We start from the raw sequence: 15660 nt of genomic DNA, 5'->3' as shown, positions 1-15660 counted from the left end.
GAAGCCGTCCACCCAAAATTGACTGAATCAGTCTTTAATCCGGTACTCGGCGCTACGTGCATGAGCCGTCAGCGACTCACCGCGCGCCAGAACTGAAGCGGTTTTACCCAGTTCGGAGGCACCCTCGGCCGAGCAGTAGATAATTGAAGAGCGCTTCTGGAAGTCATAGACCCCAAGTGGCGATGAAAAGCGAGCAGTGCCCGATGTCGGCAACACATGATTCGGCCCCGCGCAGTAGTCGCCCAGGGCCTCAGCCGTGTAGCGACCCATGAAGATCGCGCCCGCATGACGAATCTGCGGCAACCACTGCTCGGGCTCTGCCACGGACAGTTCCAGGTGTTCCGGGGCAATCCGGTTCGCCACCTCAATGGCCTGCTCCATGTCGCTCACCTGAATCAAGGCGCCACGCGCTTGTAGCGAGGTGCTGATAATTTCAGCCCGCTCCATGGTTGGTAGCAGCCTGGCGATGGATGCCGCGACCTTATCGAGGAACTGGGCATCCGGGCTGACCAGGATCGACTGGGCATCTTCATCGTGCTCGGCTTGGGAGAACAGGTCCATGGCGATCCAGTCCGGATCGGTCTGGCCGTCGCAAACCACCAGGATTTCGGAAGGGCCGGCAATCATATCGATACCCACCTTGCCGAAGACATGACGCTTTGCCGTTGCAACATAGATATTGCCCGGGCCGACAATCTTGTCGACCGGCGGCACGCTCTCGGTGCCATAGGCCAGTGCCGCTACTGCCTGGGCACCCCCAATGGTGAAGACCCGATCGACACCCGCAATGGCAGCGGCCGCCAGTACGATCTCATTGATCTCACCGCGCGGGGTCGGCACAACCATGACCACTTCGGCCACTCCGGCGACCTTGGCCGGAATTGCGTTCATCAGCACCGACGACGGGTAGGTTGCCTTGCCGCCCGGGACATACAGGCCCGCACGATCCAGCGGCGTGACCTGCTGGCCAAGGACGGTGCCATCAGCTTCGGTATAGCGCCATGAATCCTGCTTTTGCTTCTCGTGATAGCTGCGCACGCGCTGCGCAGCGACTTCCAGTGCTTCACGCTGAGCCGGAGTAATGCGGGTCAGCGCCAGCTCCAGGCGCTCACGGGGCAGGATCAGGTCAGCCATGCTGGCCACTTCAAGACCATCGAAACGCTGGGTGTACTCGACCAACGCGGCATCACCCCGACTGCGCACAGCGGCGATGATCTCCAGCACCCGCTGGTTTACGCCGTCGTCCGACACACTCTCCCAACTCAGCAAATGATCAAGGTCATGGGCAAAGCCTTGATCAGTGGCGTTGAGTCGACGTATAGCGATGGGAGCGGTCATATCGGGCCTCTTGAATTAGCAAATGCTCAAGCGCCCGTAGAATACCAGCCGCACCGCGCGGGCACCTGAGAATTCTGGCTATGACACGGATAGGCGGACGCAGCACTGGGCTGCGTAGAGGTATTAATTGGGGTGTCGGGACTCGACGGCCTCGCGCAAGGTGTCGATCAATGCCTGGATACGCCCATGCTGCATTTTCATCGAAGCCTTGTTGACCACCAGGCGTGAGCTGATGGTTGCAATCAGTTCCTGCGCTTCAAGACCATTGGCGCGCAGGGTATTACCGGTATCGACAACATCGATGATCTTGTCTGCCAGGCCGACCAGCGGCGCCAGTTCCATGGAACCGTAAAGCTTGATCACATCAACCTGGCGCCCCTGCTCGGCGTAGTAACGCTTGGCCACATTGACGAACTTGGTTGCCACACGCAGGCGCCCCTTGGGTTCTGCAGCACCCACTGCACCTGCGGTCATCAGTTTGCACTTGGCAATCCGCAGGTCCAGCGGCTCGTACAAGCCCTGACCACCGTACTCCATCAGCACATCTTTACCGGCAACGCCCAAATCGGCGGCGCCATGCTCAACATAGGTCGGCACATCGGTCGCCCGGACAATCAGCAAGCGCACATCATCCTGAGTGGTCGGAATAATCAGCTTGCGGCTTTTTTCAGGGTTCTCGGTAGGCACAATCCCAGCAGCAGCAAGCAGCGGCAGAGTGTCATCAAGAATGCGGCCTTTCGACAGCGCGATGGTGAGCATGATGGTTGTAAATCCTTAAAAGCTAAACGTCGCGAACTTGAAGTTCCAAGTTCGCGTTACCCGCCATCTGACTGGCGGGACATGCGTTGCAACTCAGCCCGGAACGCGGCGAATCTTGGCGCCCAACAGTTGCAGTTTCTCTTCAATGCATTCATAACCACGGTCGATGTGGTAGATGCGATCGATCAAGGTATCGCCCTCAGCCACCAATGCGGCGATAACCAGGCTGGCCGAAGCACGCAGGTCGGTGGCCATTACAGGCGCGCCCTTGAGCTTATCGGTGCCAGTTACAACGGCAGTGTTGCCCTCAACCAGGATTTGCGCGCCCATGCGGATCATCTCGTGGACGTGCATAAAGCGGTTTTCGAAAACGGTTTCGATCACAGCGCCACTGCCTTCGGCAATTGCATTGAGCGCAATGAACTGAGCCTGCATATCGGTTGGGAACGCAGGATAAGGCGCGGTACGCAAGGTCACGGCCTTGGGGCGCTTACCCTTCATGTCCAGCTCGATCCAGTCAGGACCCGAGGTAATTTCGGCGCCCGCTTCTTCAAGCTTGGAAATCACCGACTCCAGCGTCGAGGCGTCGGTATCCTTGAGCTTGACCCGACCACCGGTCGCAGCCGCGGCAACCAGGTAAGTACCGGTTTCAATGCGGTCAGGCATTACGCTAAAGCGTGCCCCACCGAGACGCTCAACGCCATCAATGGTGATGGTGTCGGTGCCGGCGCCCTGGATCTTGGCGCCCATGGCGATCAGGCAGTTTGCCAAATCAACCACTTCAGGCTCGCGCGCGGCATTTTCAAGTACGCTGCGGCCCTTGGCCAGGGTGGCGGCCATCATGATGTTTTCAGTGCCGGTGACGCTGACGGTATCGAAGAAGAAACGGGCACCGCGCAAACCACCTTCCGGTGCCTTGGCCTTGATGTAGCCGCCTTCAACATCGATCACTGCGCCCATGGCTTCAAGGCCACGAATATGCAGGTCGACCGGACGCGAGCCAATGGCACAGCCGCCAGGCAGCGCGACTTCGGCTTCGCCGAAACGTGCAACCATTGGCCCCAGCACCAGAATCGAAGCGCGCATGGTTTTAACCAGCTCGTAAGGCGCCACCAGGGTTTTGATTGCCCGTGCATCCACTTCGACGGAAAGCTTCTCGTCGATAATCGGCTCGATGCCCATGCGCCCGAACAGCTCGATCATCGTCGTGATGTCGTGCAAATGCGGCAAATTGCAGATGGTGACCGGGGCATCACCGAGCAAGGTCGCAGCCAGGATCGGCAGTGCGGAGTTCTTTGCACCAGAAATGCGGATTTCGCCATCAAGACGAACGCCACCGGTAATAATTAATTTATCCATTACTGTCTCGCTGCCTCTAGGAACGCGCGGCCCATGCGGCACGGCTGAAGAATTTCATAGTCACAGCATGAATACTGCCATCGGCAATCCATGGATTCAGGTGTGCATAGACCTGCTGCTGACGCTTAACGGGGCTCAGGGCAGCCATTTCATCGCCGATCACATTCAACTGGAAGTTGCAGCCTTCGCCTTCAACTTCGACTTGTGTATTCGGCAGTTTAGCCTCCAGGAGACTTTTTACTTCTAGGGCCTGCATGATCAACCTCAATCAGCGTATTCATTAGCGACAGCGGAGCCTGAGCTCTCGGGGTCGCGCATCATACAAAAAAAGCCAGGAACCTGCGAATCCACAAGCATCCGCAGGTAAGGGTGCGGCACTACCTACTCGACCGAAGGTAGAGTAGGGCTTGTCGCTCCGGGGCTCTGCTGGCCAGACAAAATCTCCAGCAGCTCGGAAACCTTGGCAATTTCCTGCATATCTTTAGGCAGGTTGCGCACTTCCAGGCTTTTACCTTTGCTCTGAGCATCGCGCATAAAGGCCAATAATAGCGAAAGCCCGACACTGCTGGATTTCTCCACTGCGCCGCAGTCGATGACGCAGGTGCTGGCATTGCATGCCTTGAGCAGCTTGCCACCCTCTTTACGCAACTGCGGCCCGGAGCTGTAGTCAATCACACCCGAAAGCTGGAATACCCCGGGCGATAGCTCATCGATACTTGCCTGGCTCACGACTCACCCTTGGCCTGGCGTGCTTTGGCAACGGTCTCAGGCCAGGTGTCGATCACCTTGTCCAAATCATTGCCATTTTTCTGCATCGACTGCGAGAACTGGTCGCGAAACAGCTTACCGACGTTGATGCCATTGATGATCATGTTGCGCATCACCCATGAACCGCCTTTGTTGACCATGGTGTAGGCCAACGGATAAATGGTGCCGTTACCGTCCTTGATTTCCATGTTGACCGTAGCCCGCTCTGGATCCTGAGCACCGCTGGGCGGCAGGACACGAATGTCCTGGTTGTTGTACTCAAGCAGCGCATTGCCGTAGAACTGCATCAGGCTTTGCTTGAAGTTGGTCTGGAAGCGCTCCATTTGCGCCGGGGTTGCCTTGCGCGAATAACGCACGGTCATGACCCCACGCGAGATACCATCAACATCGACGACCGGGCCCAGGATCGAGTCCAGAGCGTGATAAAAGGCATCAGGGTCGCTGCGATATTGCTCTTTATTGGCTTTCAAGTCATTGAGCAGCTTGGTGGTGGTTTGCTGGACCACCTCGTTTGCGCTTGGCGCAGCAACGGGGAGCAGCGGCAACGCCGCCAGCAATACGACAAGGCTGTTACGAAGTACTTTGAGCATTATCAGTCCCCGTTATTTGGATTCGTCTTTGTTTACGGAATTAAGCAAGAACTTACCAATCAGGTCTTCTAGGACCAACGACGACTGGGTGTCATGAATGGTGCCGCCATCTTTGAGCACCTCTTCTTCTCCCCCCACGCTGATACCGATGTATTTCTCACCCAACAGGCCGGCCGTCAAAATTGAAGCGGTCGAATCTTCTGGCAAATTATTGACCTCCTTGTCGATGGACATGGTGACGCGGCCGGTATAGCTATCACGATCCAGATCTATCGCCACGACCTTGCCTATTGTCACCCCGGCCATGGTCACCTTGGAACGCACGGTCAGGCCCGCAATATTGTCAAAGTAGGCATAGACCTTGTAAGTATCTTCAGAGCTACCCATTGTCAGACCGCTGACGCGCAGAGCCAGTAACATCAATGCCAGCAATCCGGCCAGCAAGAACAGGCCGACACCAACTTCCAGTGTGCGGTTTTGCATCAGAAATCTCCAAACATCAAAGCAGTCAGAATAAAGTCCAGGCCCAATACAGCTAGAGAGGCATAGACCACTGTTCGGGTAGTGGCTTGACTGATGCCTTCCGAGGTCGGCTCACAATCATAGCCCTGAAACACGGCAATCCAGGTCACGACAAATCCAAAAACGATGCTCTTGATCACACCATTGAGCACGTCATCGGTAAAGGACACGCTACTTTGCATGTTCGACCAGAACGATCCTTCATAAACGCCCAGCCAGTCGACCGCGACCATGGCGCCACCCCAGATACCGACCACGCTGAAGATCATCGCCAGCAAGGGCATCGAGATAAAGCCGGCCCACAACCTTGGCGCGACAATATGCTTGAGCGGATCGACACCGATCATGGCCAGGCTTGAAAGTTGCTCGGTGGATTTCATGTTGCCGATCTCGGCCGTTAGCGCGGAACCAGCACGTCCGGCAAATAACAACGCGGCAACAACCGGTCCCAGCTCGCGCAACAGGGTCAGGGCAACCATTTGCCCAACCGCCTGTTCCGAGCCGTAGCTGGACAGAATATTGAAGCCCTGCAACGACAGGACCATACCGATAAACAAGCCGGACACCACAATGATCGCCAGGGACATGACCCCCACCGAATGCAGTTGCTTGACCAGCAGGTGAAATGAGTTGCCAGAGGTACCGCGCCCTAACAGGGCACGCACCAGGAACATTGATGAGCGCCCCAGGGTTGCGACCACATCAATACCCGCGCGCCCCAGCAATGCCACCCGTTCGATTGGTGTTCTTTTGCGCATTAGCGCGCCCCCAGTAAATCGTCGCGGTAACTAGCCGCCGGAAAGTGAAAGGGTACCGGACCGTCGGCTGCGCCCTGCATTAATTGTTGAATTCGCGGGCTGTCCGACTTCATCAACTCACTGGGCGTGCCTTGTCCCAACACCTGGGTATTGCCCACGACATAGATGTAGTCAGCAATACTGGCAGTTTCAGCCAGGTCATGGGAAACCACGATACTGGTGATACCCAGTGCGTCATTGAGCAAGCGGATCAATCGAACCAGCACCCCCATCGCGATGGGGTCCTGACCAACAAAAGGCTCATCATAAATCAGAATCTGCGGATCAAGAGCAATGGCCCTCGCCAGCGCCACGCGACGCTTCATGCCCCCCGACAACTCATCCGGCATCAGGTCGATTGCGCCGCGCAGGCCGACAGCCTGCAGCTTCATCAGCACAATATCGCGAATCATTTCGTCTGGAAGCTTGGTATGCACACGCAAGGGAAAGGCCACGTTCTCGAATACATCGAGATCGGTAAACAGCGCGCCACTTTGAAACAGCACGCCCATCTGCTTGCGCATGTCGAACAACTCACTGCGCGACAACGTCGGCAGGTTGACTCCATTGACCCACACCTCCCCGGCAGAGGGCTTAAGCTCAGCGGCTATCAGCCTCAACAGGGTCGTCTTTCCGCTTCCGGAAGGCCCCATGATGCCGATCACCTTGCCGCGCGGGATGCACACATCGATATTCTTGAAAATATCTCGGTCACCGCGCTTAAAACTGACGTTTTTAAGCTCAACCGCGTAATGACTATCGGCGCCCATCTAAACTCCTTACGAACAACTCCCTTTGGTAGACGCACGGCATTAAACCGAAGACACCATGCCAACCATTAGGGCCGAATTGGGGATGCAGCATACCACCACCCCCAGAAGCGCTCCCAATATTAGCAAACACAGCAAAGCACTCATACTCATAACCAGCACACAAGTGCGACACAATTCTAAGATGAGCCAGCAACGCTTTCGGGCTATAATCGCTGGCTTTTACAGAGCATGACCTGGCCGACCGCTATGAACCAGTCAAACGACCTGATCAAATCCGCGCAGCGCACCATTCGCCTAGAGCTCGAAGCAGTTGAAGAACTGCTGCCTCGGATTGATGACAATTTCATCCGCGCCTGCGAGCTGATCCTTTCAAGCAAAGGCCGGGTCGTTGTGGTCGGCATGGGCAAATCAGGTCACGTCGGAAACAAGATCGCCGCTACTTTAGCCAGCACGGGCCCCACGGCTTTTTTTTTCCACCCCGCCGAAGCCAGTCACGGCGACATGGGCATGATCACCCGCGACGACGTAGTACTCGCGCTTTCCAACTCGGGCTCGACCGCTGAGATCGTGACCCTATTGCCACTGATCAAGCGCCTGGGCATCAAACTGATCAGCATGACAGGCAACCCCGAGTCGGCTCTGGCCAAGGCCGCCGAAGTCAATCTCGATGCCAGCGTATCGAAAGAGGCTTGCCCGCTTAACCTGGCCCCCACTCCATCGACCACCGCATCGCTGGTGCTGGGCGATGCACTGGCGATCGCCCTGCTTGAGGCTCGCGGCTTTACAGCTGAAGACTTTGCCTTTTCGCATCCGGGTGGTGCCCTCGGCAGGCGTTTGTTTCTGAAAGTGGAAAACGTCATGCATACCGGCGACGGCTTGCCTACAGTCAAGCGAGGCACCTCGCTTCGCGAGGCTTTACTGGTCATGACCCAGAAAGGCCTGGGCATGACAGTCGTGATCGATGAAAACGGCTTACTGGCCGGAATCTTTACAGATGGTGACTTGCGCAGAACTCTGGATCGGGAAATTGATCTACGTGAAGCAACCATCGATCAAGTCATGACCGCCCGTGGCAAAACCGCCCGCGCCGAAATGCTCGCCGCCGAGGCCTTGAAGATCATGGAAGACCATAAAATCAGCTCGCTGGTGGTCGTTGATGACAACGACCGCCCAATTGGCGCGCTGAACATGCACGACCTACTACGTGCCGGAGTAATGTGATGACCCCAGAATTCAAAGAACGAGCCCGTGCGATCAAACTGGCGATTTTTGACGTTGACGGCGTGCTGACGGACGGCAAGTTATACTTCCTGGTCGATGGTAGCGAATTCAAGACGTTCAATACGCTCGACGGCCACGGCATAAAAATGCTGATCAACTCGGGCGTACGCACCGCAATAATCAGCGGACGCAAAACCCCTGTGGTGGAACGTCGTGCACAAAACCTGGGGATTCAACACCTTTACCAAGGCCGAGAAGACAAAATTGCAGTGCTCGACGAGCTCCTTGGCGAACTCGGCCTAGACTATGAACAGGTTGCCTACTTGGGAGATGATTTGCCCGACCTGCCAGTGATTCGCCGGGTGGGACTGGGTGTCGCGGTAGCCAACGCTGATTCTTTTGTGCGTCAACACGCGTTCGCGGTAACCCAAGCCAGGGGCGGAGAAGGCGCAGCACGCGAATTCTGCGAATCAATCATGCTCGCCCAGGGCACCCTTGAAGCGGCTCAAGCAGCCTACCTGTAGAACAGCAAACTATGCGCAAGCCACTGAACATACTGCTCCTCATACTCGGCGTACTGCTCGTGGCAGCTGCCGGGTATTGGAATATCAACCCGGACAGCTTCGCGGACAAACCTGCAAAGACCACGTCGCAAAGTACAATTGACTTTTATGTGGTCAACTCCAAAACCGTGCAATATCAACCCGACGGGAAATTGCATTACGAGCTCACAGCCGACAAAGTCGAGCATGCCAAAGCCTCGGACATCTCCTACCTGACACAACCCGACTTGCTGCTATACCGCGGAACAGAGCTGCCCTGGCATGTCCAAAGTGAAAAAGGCGAAGTCTCCCCGGGCGGTAAGGAGGTCGAGCTGATAGACAAGGTTCGCGTTGAACGCACTGATGCAAAGGGGCGGCCAACACTGCTTACGACCAGTCGCCTGACTGTAATTCCCGATAAGGAATATGCGCAGACGCAGCAAGCCGTTAGAATCGACGCAGCCAATGGGGTGACCACGGCGCAAGGAATGAAAGCGTATTTAAATGACAGCAGGATGCTCTTGCTGTCCAACGTAAGAGGCCAGCATGAGGTTCGTTAAAACCCTCCCCCTTCTGCTCAGCTTGGGTGCATCGCTAGGAAGCGTTCATGCCTGGGCTTTGCCAACTGACCGCGATCAACCGATTCGCGTGCAGGCAGACAGCGCAGAACTTGACGACAAGCAAGGTGTTGCGGTTTATCGCGGCGATGTCGTCATCACTCAAGGCACGATGAAAATCACCGGTGACACGGTCACCATTACCCAGAATGCCAAAGGCGAAATCGACGTTTTCACTTCAGTCGGACGCCCGGCCTACTATGAGCAGAAACCTGCGGTAGACAAAGAAATCGTCAAAGCCTACGGCCTGACCATCCAATATTTTGCAGCCAATGAACGTATTGTCCTGATTGACCAAGCCAAGGTCATTCAAGAGGGCAACACCTTCGAAGGCGAGAAAATCGTCTACGACACGCAGCGCCAAATCGTCAACGCTGGCCGCGCAACAGGTACCAAGGTGACCTCGCCGCGCCCACGCATCGATATGGTGATCCAGCCGAAGAACAAACCCACCCAAGGGCAGTAATTAATGGCTACATTGAAAGCCCAACACCTGGCCAAAAGCTACAAAAGCCGCCAGGTTGTCCGTGACGTTAGCCTGAGCATCGACAGCGGCCAAATCGTCGGCCTGCTTGGCCCTAACGGTGCAGGTAAGACCACCTGCTTCTACATGATCGTGGGCTTAGTGCAGGCTGACCAGGGACGCATCCTGATTGACGACCTCGACGTCAGCCATCAGCCCATGCACGGCCGCGCACGTGCCGGCATTGGCTACCTGCCTCAAGAAGCATCGATTTTCCGCAAGCTCAGCGTTGCCGATAACATCATGGCAATTCTTGAGACTCGCAAAGAACTTGACCGTGCTGGCCGTGAAGCTGAACTGGAAAGCCTCCTTGAGGAGTTCCATATTCACCATATTCGCGACAACCTGGGCATGAGCCTGTCCGGCGGTGAGCGACGCCGGGTTGAAATTGCCCGCGCCCTGGCAACAGCACCGAAATTCATCTTGCTTGATGAGCCATTTGCCGGTGTTGACCCGATCTCGGTTGGCGATATCAAGCAAATCATCCACCACTTGAAAGCCAAGGGTATCGGCGTGCTGATCACCGACCACAATGTGCGCGAAACGCTGGATATTTGCGAAACAGCCTATATCGTCAGCGACGGCCAGCTCATTGCGGAAGGCAACTCGGAAGCGATTCTGGCCAACCAGACGGTAAAAGAAGTCTACCTGGGCCATGAATTCCGCCTTTAACCCGGTTTTTCTCAACCGATTAGCGTCAACTGCTAGGCAAAGCACTGCAATTCGGGCATATAATTTGCTTCCTTGAGGCGCCCATCAGGCGCCCTGTAGTGGATTGCGCAAAGACGCCGGTAAATAAGGTCTGCAATGAAACCATCGCTAGTCCTGAAGATGGGCCAGCAGCTGACGATGACTCCTCAGCTGCAACAAGCCATTCGCTTACTCCAACTGTCGACCCTGGATCTCCAGCAAGAAATCCAAGAGGCACTGGAGTCAAACCCAATGCTCGAACGTCAGGAAGACGGCGAAGACTTCGACAACTCGGACCCCATGGCCGACGGCGCCGAGACCGCCACCGCCGAGCAGCCTGCACAGCAGGACAATTTCCAGGAAACCAGCTTCCAGGATGCTCCGCAAACCGTGGACAACCTCGAGGATGGCGAGTGGAACGAGCGTATCCCCAACGAACTCCCAGTGGATACCGCCTGGGAAGATGTCTACCAAACCAGCGCCAGCAGCCTGCCCAGCAGCAGCGATGACGACGAATGGGACTTCACCACGCGCACTTCGACCGGCGATAGCCTGCAGAGCCATATGCTCTGGCAGCTCAACCTGTCCCCCATGTCCGACAAGGATCGCCTGATTGCGGTTACCCTGATCGACTGCATCAATCCTCAGGGCTACCTCGAAGAAACCCTGCAAGAGATTCTCGAAGCCTTCGACCCGGAACTGGACATCGAACTCGACGAAATAGAAGCCGTCCTGCACCGCATCCAGCAGTTTGAACCCTCAGGCATTGCCGCCCGCGACCTGCGCGAATGCCTGACCCTGCAACTGCGCCAGCTGCCAGTCAAGACCCCCTGGCTTGCCGAAGCCCAACGACTCGCCAATGACTATCTGGATTTGCTGGGCAACCGCGATTACAGCCAGCTGATGCGCCGCATGAAGCTCAAGGAAGACGAACTGCGCCAGGTCATCGAATTGATCCAGAGCCTCAACCCACGACCGGGCTCGCAGATTGAGTCCAGCGAACCCGAATACGTGGTACCCGATGTCATTGTGCGCAAACACAACGAGCGCTGGCTGGTTGAACTCAACCAGGAAGCCATGCCCCGACTCCGCGTCAATGCGCAATACGCGGGTTTTGTGCGCCGCGCCGACTCGAGCGCCGACAACACCTTTATGCGCAACCAGCTTCAAGAAGCCCGCTGGTTTATCAAAAGCCTGCAAAGCCGCAACGAAACGCTGATGAAGGTTGCGACCCAGATCGTTGAACATCAACGGGGCTTTCTCGACTACGGCGACGAGGCGATGAAACCACTGGTGCTGCACGATATCGCCGAAGCGGTGGGCATGCACGAGTCGACCATTTCCCGGGTCACCACCCAGAAATTCATGCACACCCCCCGTGGCATTTACGAGTTGAAATACTTCTTCTCCAGCCACGTCAGCACCTCCGAAGGCGGAGAATGCTCGTCTACAGCGATCCGCGCGATCATCAAAAAACTGGTTGCAGCGGAAAATGCAAAAAAGCCGTTGAGTGACAGCAAGATCGCTGGTTTACTGGAGACACAAGGCATTCAAGTAGCTCGACGCACAGTTGCTAAATACCGGGAATCACTCGGTATCGCGCCTTCAAGTGAACGCAAGCGATTGATGTAACAGCTGATGAACAGGAAGATCGTCTCAATCACTATCGAACTGACCCGCTCTTAGCTAAAAGCAGCCATACTAAGGGCGTAAAGGTGTCAGGCTCGGTTACTGGGGGTCTTACGCGCCACAGTGTTCCGGCGGCAGGCAACTCGGCCTGTCTCTTACACACGGCAACAAGGAGAAAGCGGTATGCAAGTCAACATCAGTGGACACCAACTGGATGTGACCGACGCCCTGCGCGAGTACATCGACGAAAAATTCAGTCGACTAGAGCGCCACTTCGACAAGATTACGAACGTACAAGTCATTATGGAGGTCGAGAAGCTCAAGCAGAAGATCGAAGCCACCTTACACATTGCAGGCGGCGAGATAGTCGCCAACGCCGAACATGATGACATGTATGCAGCAATCGATTTACTGACCGACAAACTCGATAGACAACTTATCAAGCACAAGGAAAAGCAGCTCGACCGTCAACAGGGCGCAATGGCCCGTTGATATCGCCCTACTCCTATGATCCGACTTGAAAATATCCTGACCCCCGGCCGTTCCCTGGTGAACGTGCCGGGCGGCAGTAAAAAACGCGTTCTCGAACAGATTGCCAACCTGGTTGCGCGCGAATTGCCCGACCTCGATGGACAAGACATTTTCGAAAGCCTGATCGCCCGCGAAAAACTCGGGTCCACTGGTTTTGGTAATGGCATTGCCATTCCACACTGCCGTTTGCCTGCGTGCAATGCCCCCATCAGCGCCTTGCTCAAGCTCGACTCAGCTGTCGATTTCGACGCGATTGATGGCGCCCCGGTTGACTTGCTGTTCGTGCTACTGGTTCCTGAAGCCGCTACGGATGAACACCTAGAGCTGCTTCGTCAAATAGCGAGCATGCTTGACCGCAGCGACGTCCGTGAGCGACTGCGCCAGGCACAAAGCAATGAAGCCCTGTACCAGGTTGTTGTCGACGTACAGAACAACAGCTAAACGACAGAGAACCTACATGCGCTTGATAATAGTCAGCGGGCGTTCAGGATCAGGTAAAAGCACCGCCCTTGATGTACTCGAGGACAACGGCTTCTACTGCATAGACAACCTGCCGGCCAGCTTGCTTCCCCAGCTAGCTGAACGAGCGTTTCAGCAGAAAGATTCAGCTCACCCCAATGTCGCGGTGTCGATCGATGCCCGCAACCTGCCAAGCGACTTGAACATGTTTCCCGAGTTGCTTGAACAAGTCCGTGCGCGCAATGTTCAGTGCGACCTGCTGTACCTGGACGCCAACGAAGAAACGCTGCTCAAACGCTTCTCTGAAACGCGCCGGCGCCATCCGCTGACCAACGACAATCGGTCGTTGGCGGAAGCCATTACCGATGAAACCCTGCTGCTTGAGCCAATCATTGATCTGGCCGACCTGAAGATAGACACCACCCACCTGAATCTCTACCAACTGCGCGACACCTTGGCCTTGCGCCTGCTGAACAAGCCGGATCCGGGCACTGCATTTCTGGTTGAATCCTTTGGTTTCAAACGAGGCATGCCGGTTGACGCAGATGTGGTATTTGATGTGCGTTGCCTGCCAAACCCGTATTGGCGCGCTGAACTACGCGATTTCTCGGGGCTTGAGAAACCCGTTATTGACTATCTTGACAGCCAGGCGGATGTCCAGGACATGTATCAGGACATCCATGCCTACCTGAGCAAATGGTTGCCACGCTTCGCGGCCAGCAATCGCGCCTACGTGACGATCGCCATTGGCTGCACGGGTGGGCATCACCGCTCGGTGTATATCGCCAACCGCCTGGGCAAAGCGCTCAAGGCCCAGCTCAAAAACGTCCAGACTCGCCACCGCGACCTCAGTTAAGGAATTGCCGCGATGCCCGCCTGCGAAGTAACCATTATCAACAAGCTCGGTTTGCACGCACGGGCTGCCGCCAAATTTGTCGGCGTTGCCACACAGTATCCTTGCAGCATCAAGGTTGGCCGTACATCACAGAGCCTGGTCGACGGCAAAAGCATCATGTCGGTGATGATGCTGGCGGCAGGCAAAGGCACCTCGGTACACCTGCTAACCGAAGGCGAGCAGGATGAACAGGCGCTCGATGCCCTGCTCGAGTTGATCAACAACTACTTCGATGAAGGCGAATAGTGCGCGATTGCCGCAAACCAATGGGCGGATGACAAATCATCCGCCCTGCTTGATCAGCTACCTGCAACTGTCATGCGCTCGATCAGCACGGAACCGGTGCGGATACTGCTGCGCAACTCCAGATCATTCCCTACCGCAACGATTTGCTTGAACATATCCCGCATATTGCCGGCGATGGTTACTTCCTGGACCGGGAATTGGATCTCGCCGTTTTCGACCCAGTAACCGCCGGCGCCGCGTGAGTAATCACCCGTCACCATATTCAGGCCGTGGCCCATCAACTCGGTCACCAGCAGGCCACGTCCCATGCGCTTGATCAGTGCTTGCTGGTCTTCATCGCCATGGGTGACAAACAGGTTATGCACGCCACCGGCATTCGCGGTGCTTGGCATGCCCAGCTTGCGCCCGGAATAAGTGCTGAGCACATAGGACAGCAACTCACCGTTCTCGACAAAGGACTTGGCATAAGTCGCCAGGCCGTCGCCGTCAAACGACGCACTGCCCATTGCCCGCGGAATATGCGGACGCTCATCAAGACTCAGCCACTGCGGGAAAAGCTGCTGGCCAATAGCCCCTTCCAAGAACGAAGACTTGCGATAGATACTGCCGCCCGAAATAGCCCCCAGAAAGCTGCTGAACAAGCCCGTGGCCAACTCAGCGGCGAACAACACCGGGACTTCACAGGTTGGCACCGGCCGTGCACCAAGACGGCTGACAGCACGCATGGCCGCACGCGCACCTATGGCTTCCGGACTGGCCAGCAGTTCGCCCTGGCGATTGACGTCATACCAGTAATCGCGCTGCATCAGCCCCTTGTCTTCGGCGATCATCACGCAGCTCAAGCTGTGCCGGGTGCTTGCGTAACCGCCGATGAAACCATTGCTGTTGCCATAGACACGACAGCCCTGATGCGTACTCAAGGAGGTGCCATCGGCGTTCTTGATTCGCTTGTCGGCGTCGAATGCTGCGCCTTCGCAGCGCAAGGCATGTTCGATCGACTGCTCGGGAGTAATCGACCAGCCATGGTATAAATCCAGATCCGGTAGATCCCGCGCCATCAACGCTGCATCTGCAAGGCCCGCGCATTCATCTTCAGAGGCGTGCTTGGCAATCGCCAGCGCAGCCGCTACCGTCTCCCGAATAGCCGCATCACCCGTGGCCGAGGTACTTGCAGAACCTTTGCGCTGCCCCAGGTACAGGGTGATGCCGAAGCCCTGGTCACGATTGAACTCAACGGTCTCGACCTCACGCTGGCGCACCGTGGTCGACAAGCCCTGCTCAACAGAAACCGCAACCTCACAGGCACTTGCGCCCTGCTTCCTGGCTTCGGCGATGATCTGCTCCACCTGAGCCTGTAACTGCGGCACCGCTTGTGGGCCAACGACGTCTACTGAACTCATA

At 56.3% G+C, this 15660-nt stretch carries 20 protein-coding genes; 10 read left to right on the top strand and 10 right to left on the bottom strand.

Annotation, left to right across the window (positions count from 1 at the left end):
* Positions 1-27: 27 nt before the first annotated feature.
* The 9 genes from hisD to PSES9_RS0119610 all read right to left on the bottom strand — a co-directional run bounded on the left by hisD (position 28) and on the right by PSES9_RS0119610 (position 6903).
* On the bottom strand, positions 28-1338 hold the full coding sequence (gene hisD / locus PSES9_RS0119650) for a histidinol dehydrogenase (RefSeq protein WP_010489836.1): 1311 nt from the start codon (positions 1336-1338) through the stop codon (positions 28-30).
* A 123-nt stretch (positions 1339-1461) separates the two neighbouring features.
* Positions 1462-2097, bottom strand: a complete 636-nt coding sequence (gene hisG, locus PSES9_RS0119645) for an ATP phosphoribosyltransferase (protein ID WP_010489834.1) — start codon at positions 2095-2097, stop codon at positions 1462-1464.
* Between the two features lie 93 nt (positions 2098-2190).
* The gene (gene murA / locus PSES9_RS0119640; RefSeq protein ID WP_010489832.1) at positions 2191-3456 is read right to left on the bottom strand and encodes a UDP-N-acetylglucosamine 1-carboxyvinyltransferase; all 1266 of its coding nucleotides are present in this window, start codon (positions 3454-3456) and stop codon (positions 2191-2193) included.
* Between the two features lie 16 nt (positions 3457-3472).
* Positions 3473-3712 carry a BolA family protein gene (locus tag PSES9_RS0119635; RefSeq protein WP_010489829.1) on the bottom strand — a complete coding sequence of 80 codons (240 nt, stop codon included), beginning with the start codon at positions 3710-3712 and terminating at the stop codon, positions 3473-3475.
* A gap of 125 nt (positions 3713-3837) precedes the next feature.
* The gene (locus PSES9_RS0119630) at positions 3838-4185 is read right to left on the bottom strand and encodes an STAS domain-containing protein (protein ID WP_010489827.1); all 348 of its coding nucleotides are present in this window, start codon (positions 4183-4185) and stop codon (positions 3838-3840) included.
* On the bottom strand, positions 4182-4814 hold the full coding sequence (locus PSES9_RS0119625) for an MlaC/ttg2D family ABC transporter substrate-binding protein (protein ID WP_010489825.1): 633 nt from the start codon (positions 4812-4814) through the stop codon (positions 4182-4184). Before PSES9_RS0119625 ends, PSES9_RS0119630 begins: the two co-directional genes overlap by 4 nt.
* 12 nt (positions 4815-4826) lie before the next feature.
* The gene (gene mlaD, locus PSES9_RS0119620) at positions 4827-5297 is read right to left on the bottom strand and encodes an outer membrane lipid asymmetry maintenance protein MlaD (RefSeq protein ID WP_010489823.1); all 471 of its coding nucleotides are present in this window, start codon (positions 5295-5297) and stop codon (positions 4827-4829) included.
* Positions 5297-6094: a lipid asymmetry maintenance ABC transporter permease subunit MlaE gene (mlaE, locus tag PSES9_RS0119615; protein WP_010489822.1), complete on the bottom strand. Its 798-nt coding sequence runs from the start codon at positions 6092-6094 to the stop codon at positions 5297-5299. Before mlaE ends, mlaD begins: the two co-directional genes overlap by 1 nt.
* Positions 6094-6903, bottom strand: coding sequence for an ATP-binding cassette domain-containing protein (locus PSES9_RS0119610; protein ID WP_010489820.1), 810 nt, complete (start codon positions 6901-6903; stop codon positions 6094-6096). Before PSES9_RS0119610 ends, mlaE begins: the two co-directional genes overlap by 1 nt.
* A gap of 249 nt (positions 6904-7152) precedes the next feature.
* Here PSES9_RS0119610 and PSES9_RS0119605 point away from each other — a divergent pair, with 249 nt between their 5' ends.
* The 10 genes from PSES9_RS0119605 to PSES9_RS0119560 all read left to right on the top strand — a co-directional run bounded on the left by PSES9_RS0119605 (position 7153) and on the right by PSES9_RS0119560 (position 14259).
* Positions 7153-8127 carry a KpsF/GutQ family sugar-phosphate isomerase gene (locus tag PSES9_RS0119605; protein ID WP_010489817.1) on the top strand — a complete coding sequence of 325 codons (975 nt, stop codon included), beginning with the start codon at positions 7153-7155 and terminating at the stop codon, positions 8125-8127.
* The gene (locus PSES9_RS0119600; protein ID WP_010489814.1) at positions 8127-8651 is read left to right on the top strand and encodes a KdsC family phosphatase; all 525 of its coding nucleotides are present in this window, start codon (positions 8127-8129) and stop codon (positions 8649-8651) included. The genes PSES9_RS0119605 and PSES9_RS0119600 overlap by 1 nt, the downstream gene beginning before the upstream one ends.
* Before the next feature lie 11 nt (positions 8652-8662).
* Positions 8663-9229: an LPS export ABC transporter periplasmic protein LptC gene (lptC, locus tag PSES9_RS0119595; protein WP_010489812.1), complete on the top strand. Its 567-nt coding sequence runs from the start codon at positions 8663-8665 to the stop codon at positions 9227-9229.
* Positions 9216-9752: a lipopolysaccharide transport periplasmic protein LptA gene (gene lptA / locus PSES9_RS0119590; protein WP_010489810.1), complete on the top strand. Its 537-nt coding sequence runs from the start codon at positions 9216-9218 to the stop codon at positions 9750-9752. Before lptC ends, lptA begins: the two co-directional genes overlap by 14 nt.
* A 3-nt stretch (positions 9753-9755) precedes the next feature.
* Entirely contained in the window at positions 9756-10481 is a 726-nt protein-coding gene (gene lptB / locus PSES9_RS0119585; protein WP_010489809.1) for an LPS export ABC transporter ATP-binding protein, read from the top strand.
* Between the two features lie 135 nt (positions 10482-10616).
* The gene (locus tag PSES9_RS0119580) at positions 10617-12131 is read left to right on the top strand and encodes an RNA polymerase factor sigma-54 (protein ID WP_010489808.1); all 1515 of its coding nucleotides are present in this window, start codon (positions 10617-10619) and stop codon (positions 12129-12131) included.
* 180 nt (positions 12132-12311) lie between these two features.
* Entirely contained in the window at positions 12312-12620 is a 309-nt protein-coding gene (hpf, locus tag PSES9_RS0119575) for a ribosome hibernation-promoting factor, HPF/YfiA family (protein ID WP_010489806.1), read from the top strand.
* Between the two features lie 15 nt (positions 12621-12635).
* A complete protein-coding gene (gene ptsN, locus PSES9_RS0119570) occupies positions 12636-13100 on the top strand; it encodes a PTS IIA-like nitrogen regulatory protein PtsN (protein WP_010489804.1) in 465 nt (154 codons plus the stop codon).
* A 16-nt stretch (positions 13101-13116) separates the two neighbouring features.
* Entirely contained in the window at positions 13117-13974 is an 858-nt protein-coding gene (rapZ, locus tag PSES9_RS0119565) for an RNase adapter RapZ (protein ID WP_010489802.1), read from the top strand.
* Positions 13975-13986: 12 nt separating this feature from the next.
* A complete protein-coding gene (locus PSES9_RS0119560) occupies positions 13987-14259 on the top strand; it encodes an HPr family phosphocarrier protein (protein ID WP_010489800.1) in 273 nt (90 codons plus the stop codon).
* 53 nt (positions 14260-14312) lie between these two features.
* Here the strand turns inward: PSES9_RS0119560 and pmbA are convergent, their stop codons facing one another.
* Positions 14313-15659, bottom strand: coding sequence for a metalloprotease PmbA (gene pmbA / locus PSES9_RS0119555; RefSeq protein ID WP_010489798.1), 1347 nt, complete (start codon positions 15657-15659; stop codon positions 14313-14315).
* Position 15660: the final 1 nt, after the last annotated feature.

This window comes from Pseudomonas sp. S9 (assembly GCF_000222125.1).
GTDB lineage: Bacteria > Pseudomonadota > Gammaproteobacteria > Pseudomonadales > Pseudomonadaceae > Aquipseudomonas > Aquipseudomonas segetis.
The sequence above is the reverse complement of the archived record's forward strand: the minus strand, read 5'-3'. Positions and strand labels throughout refer to the sequence as shown.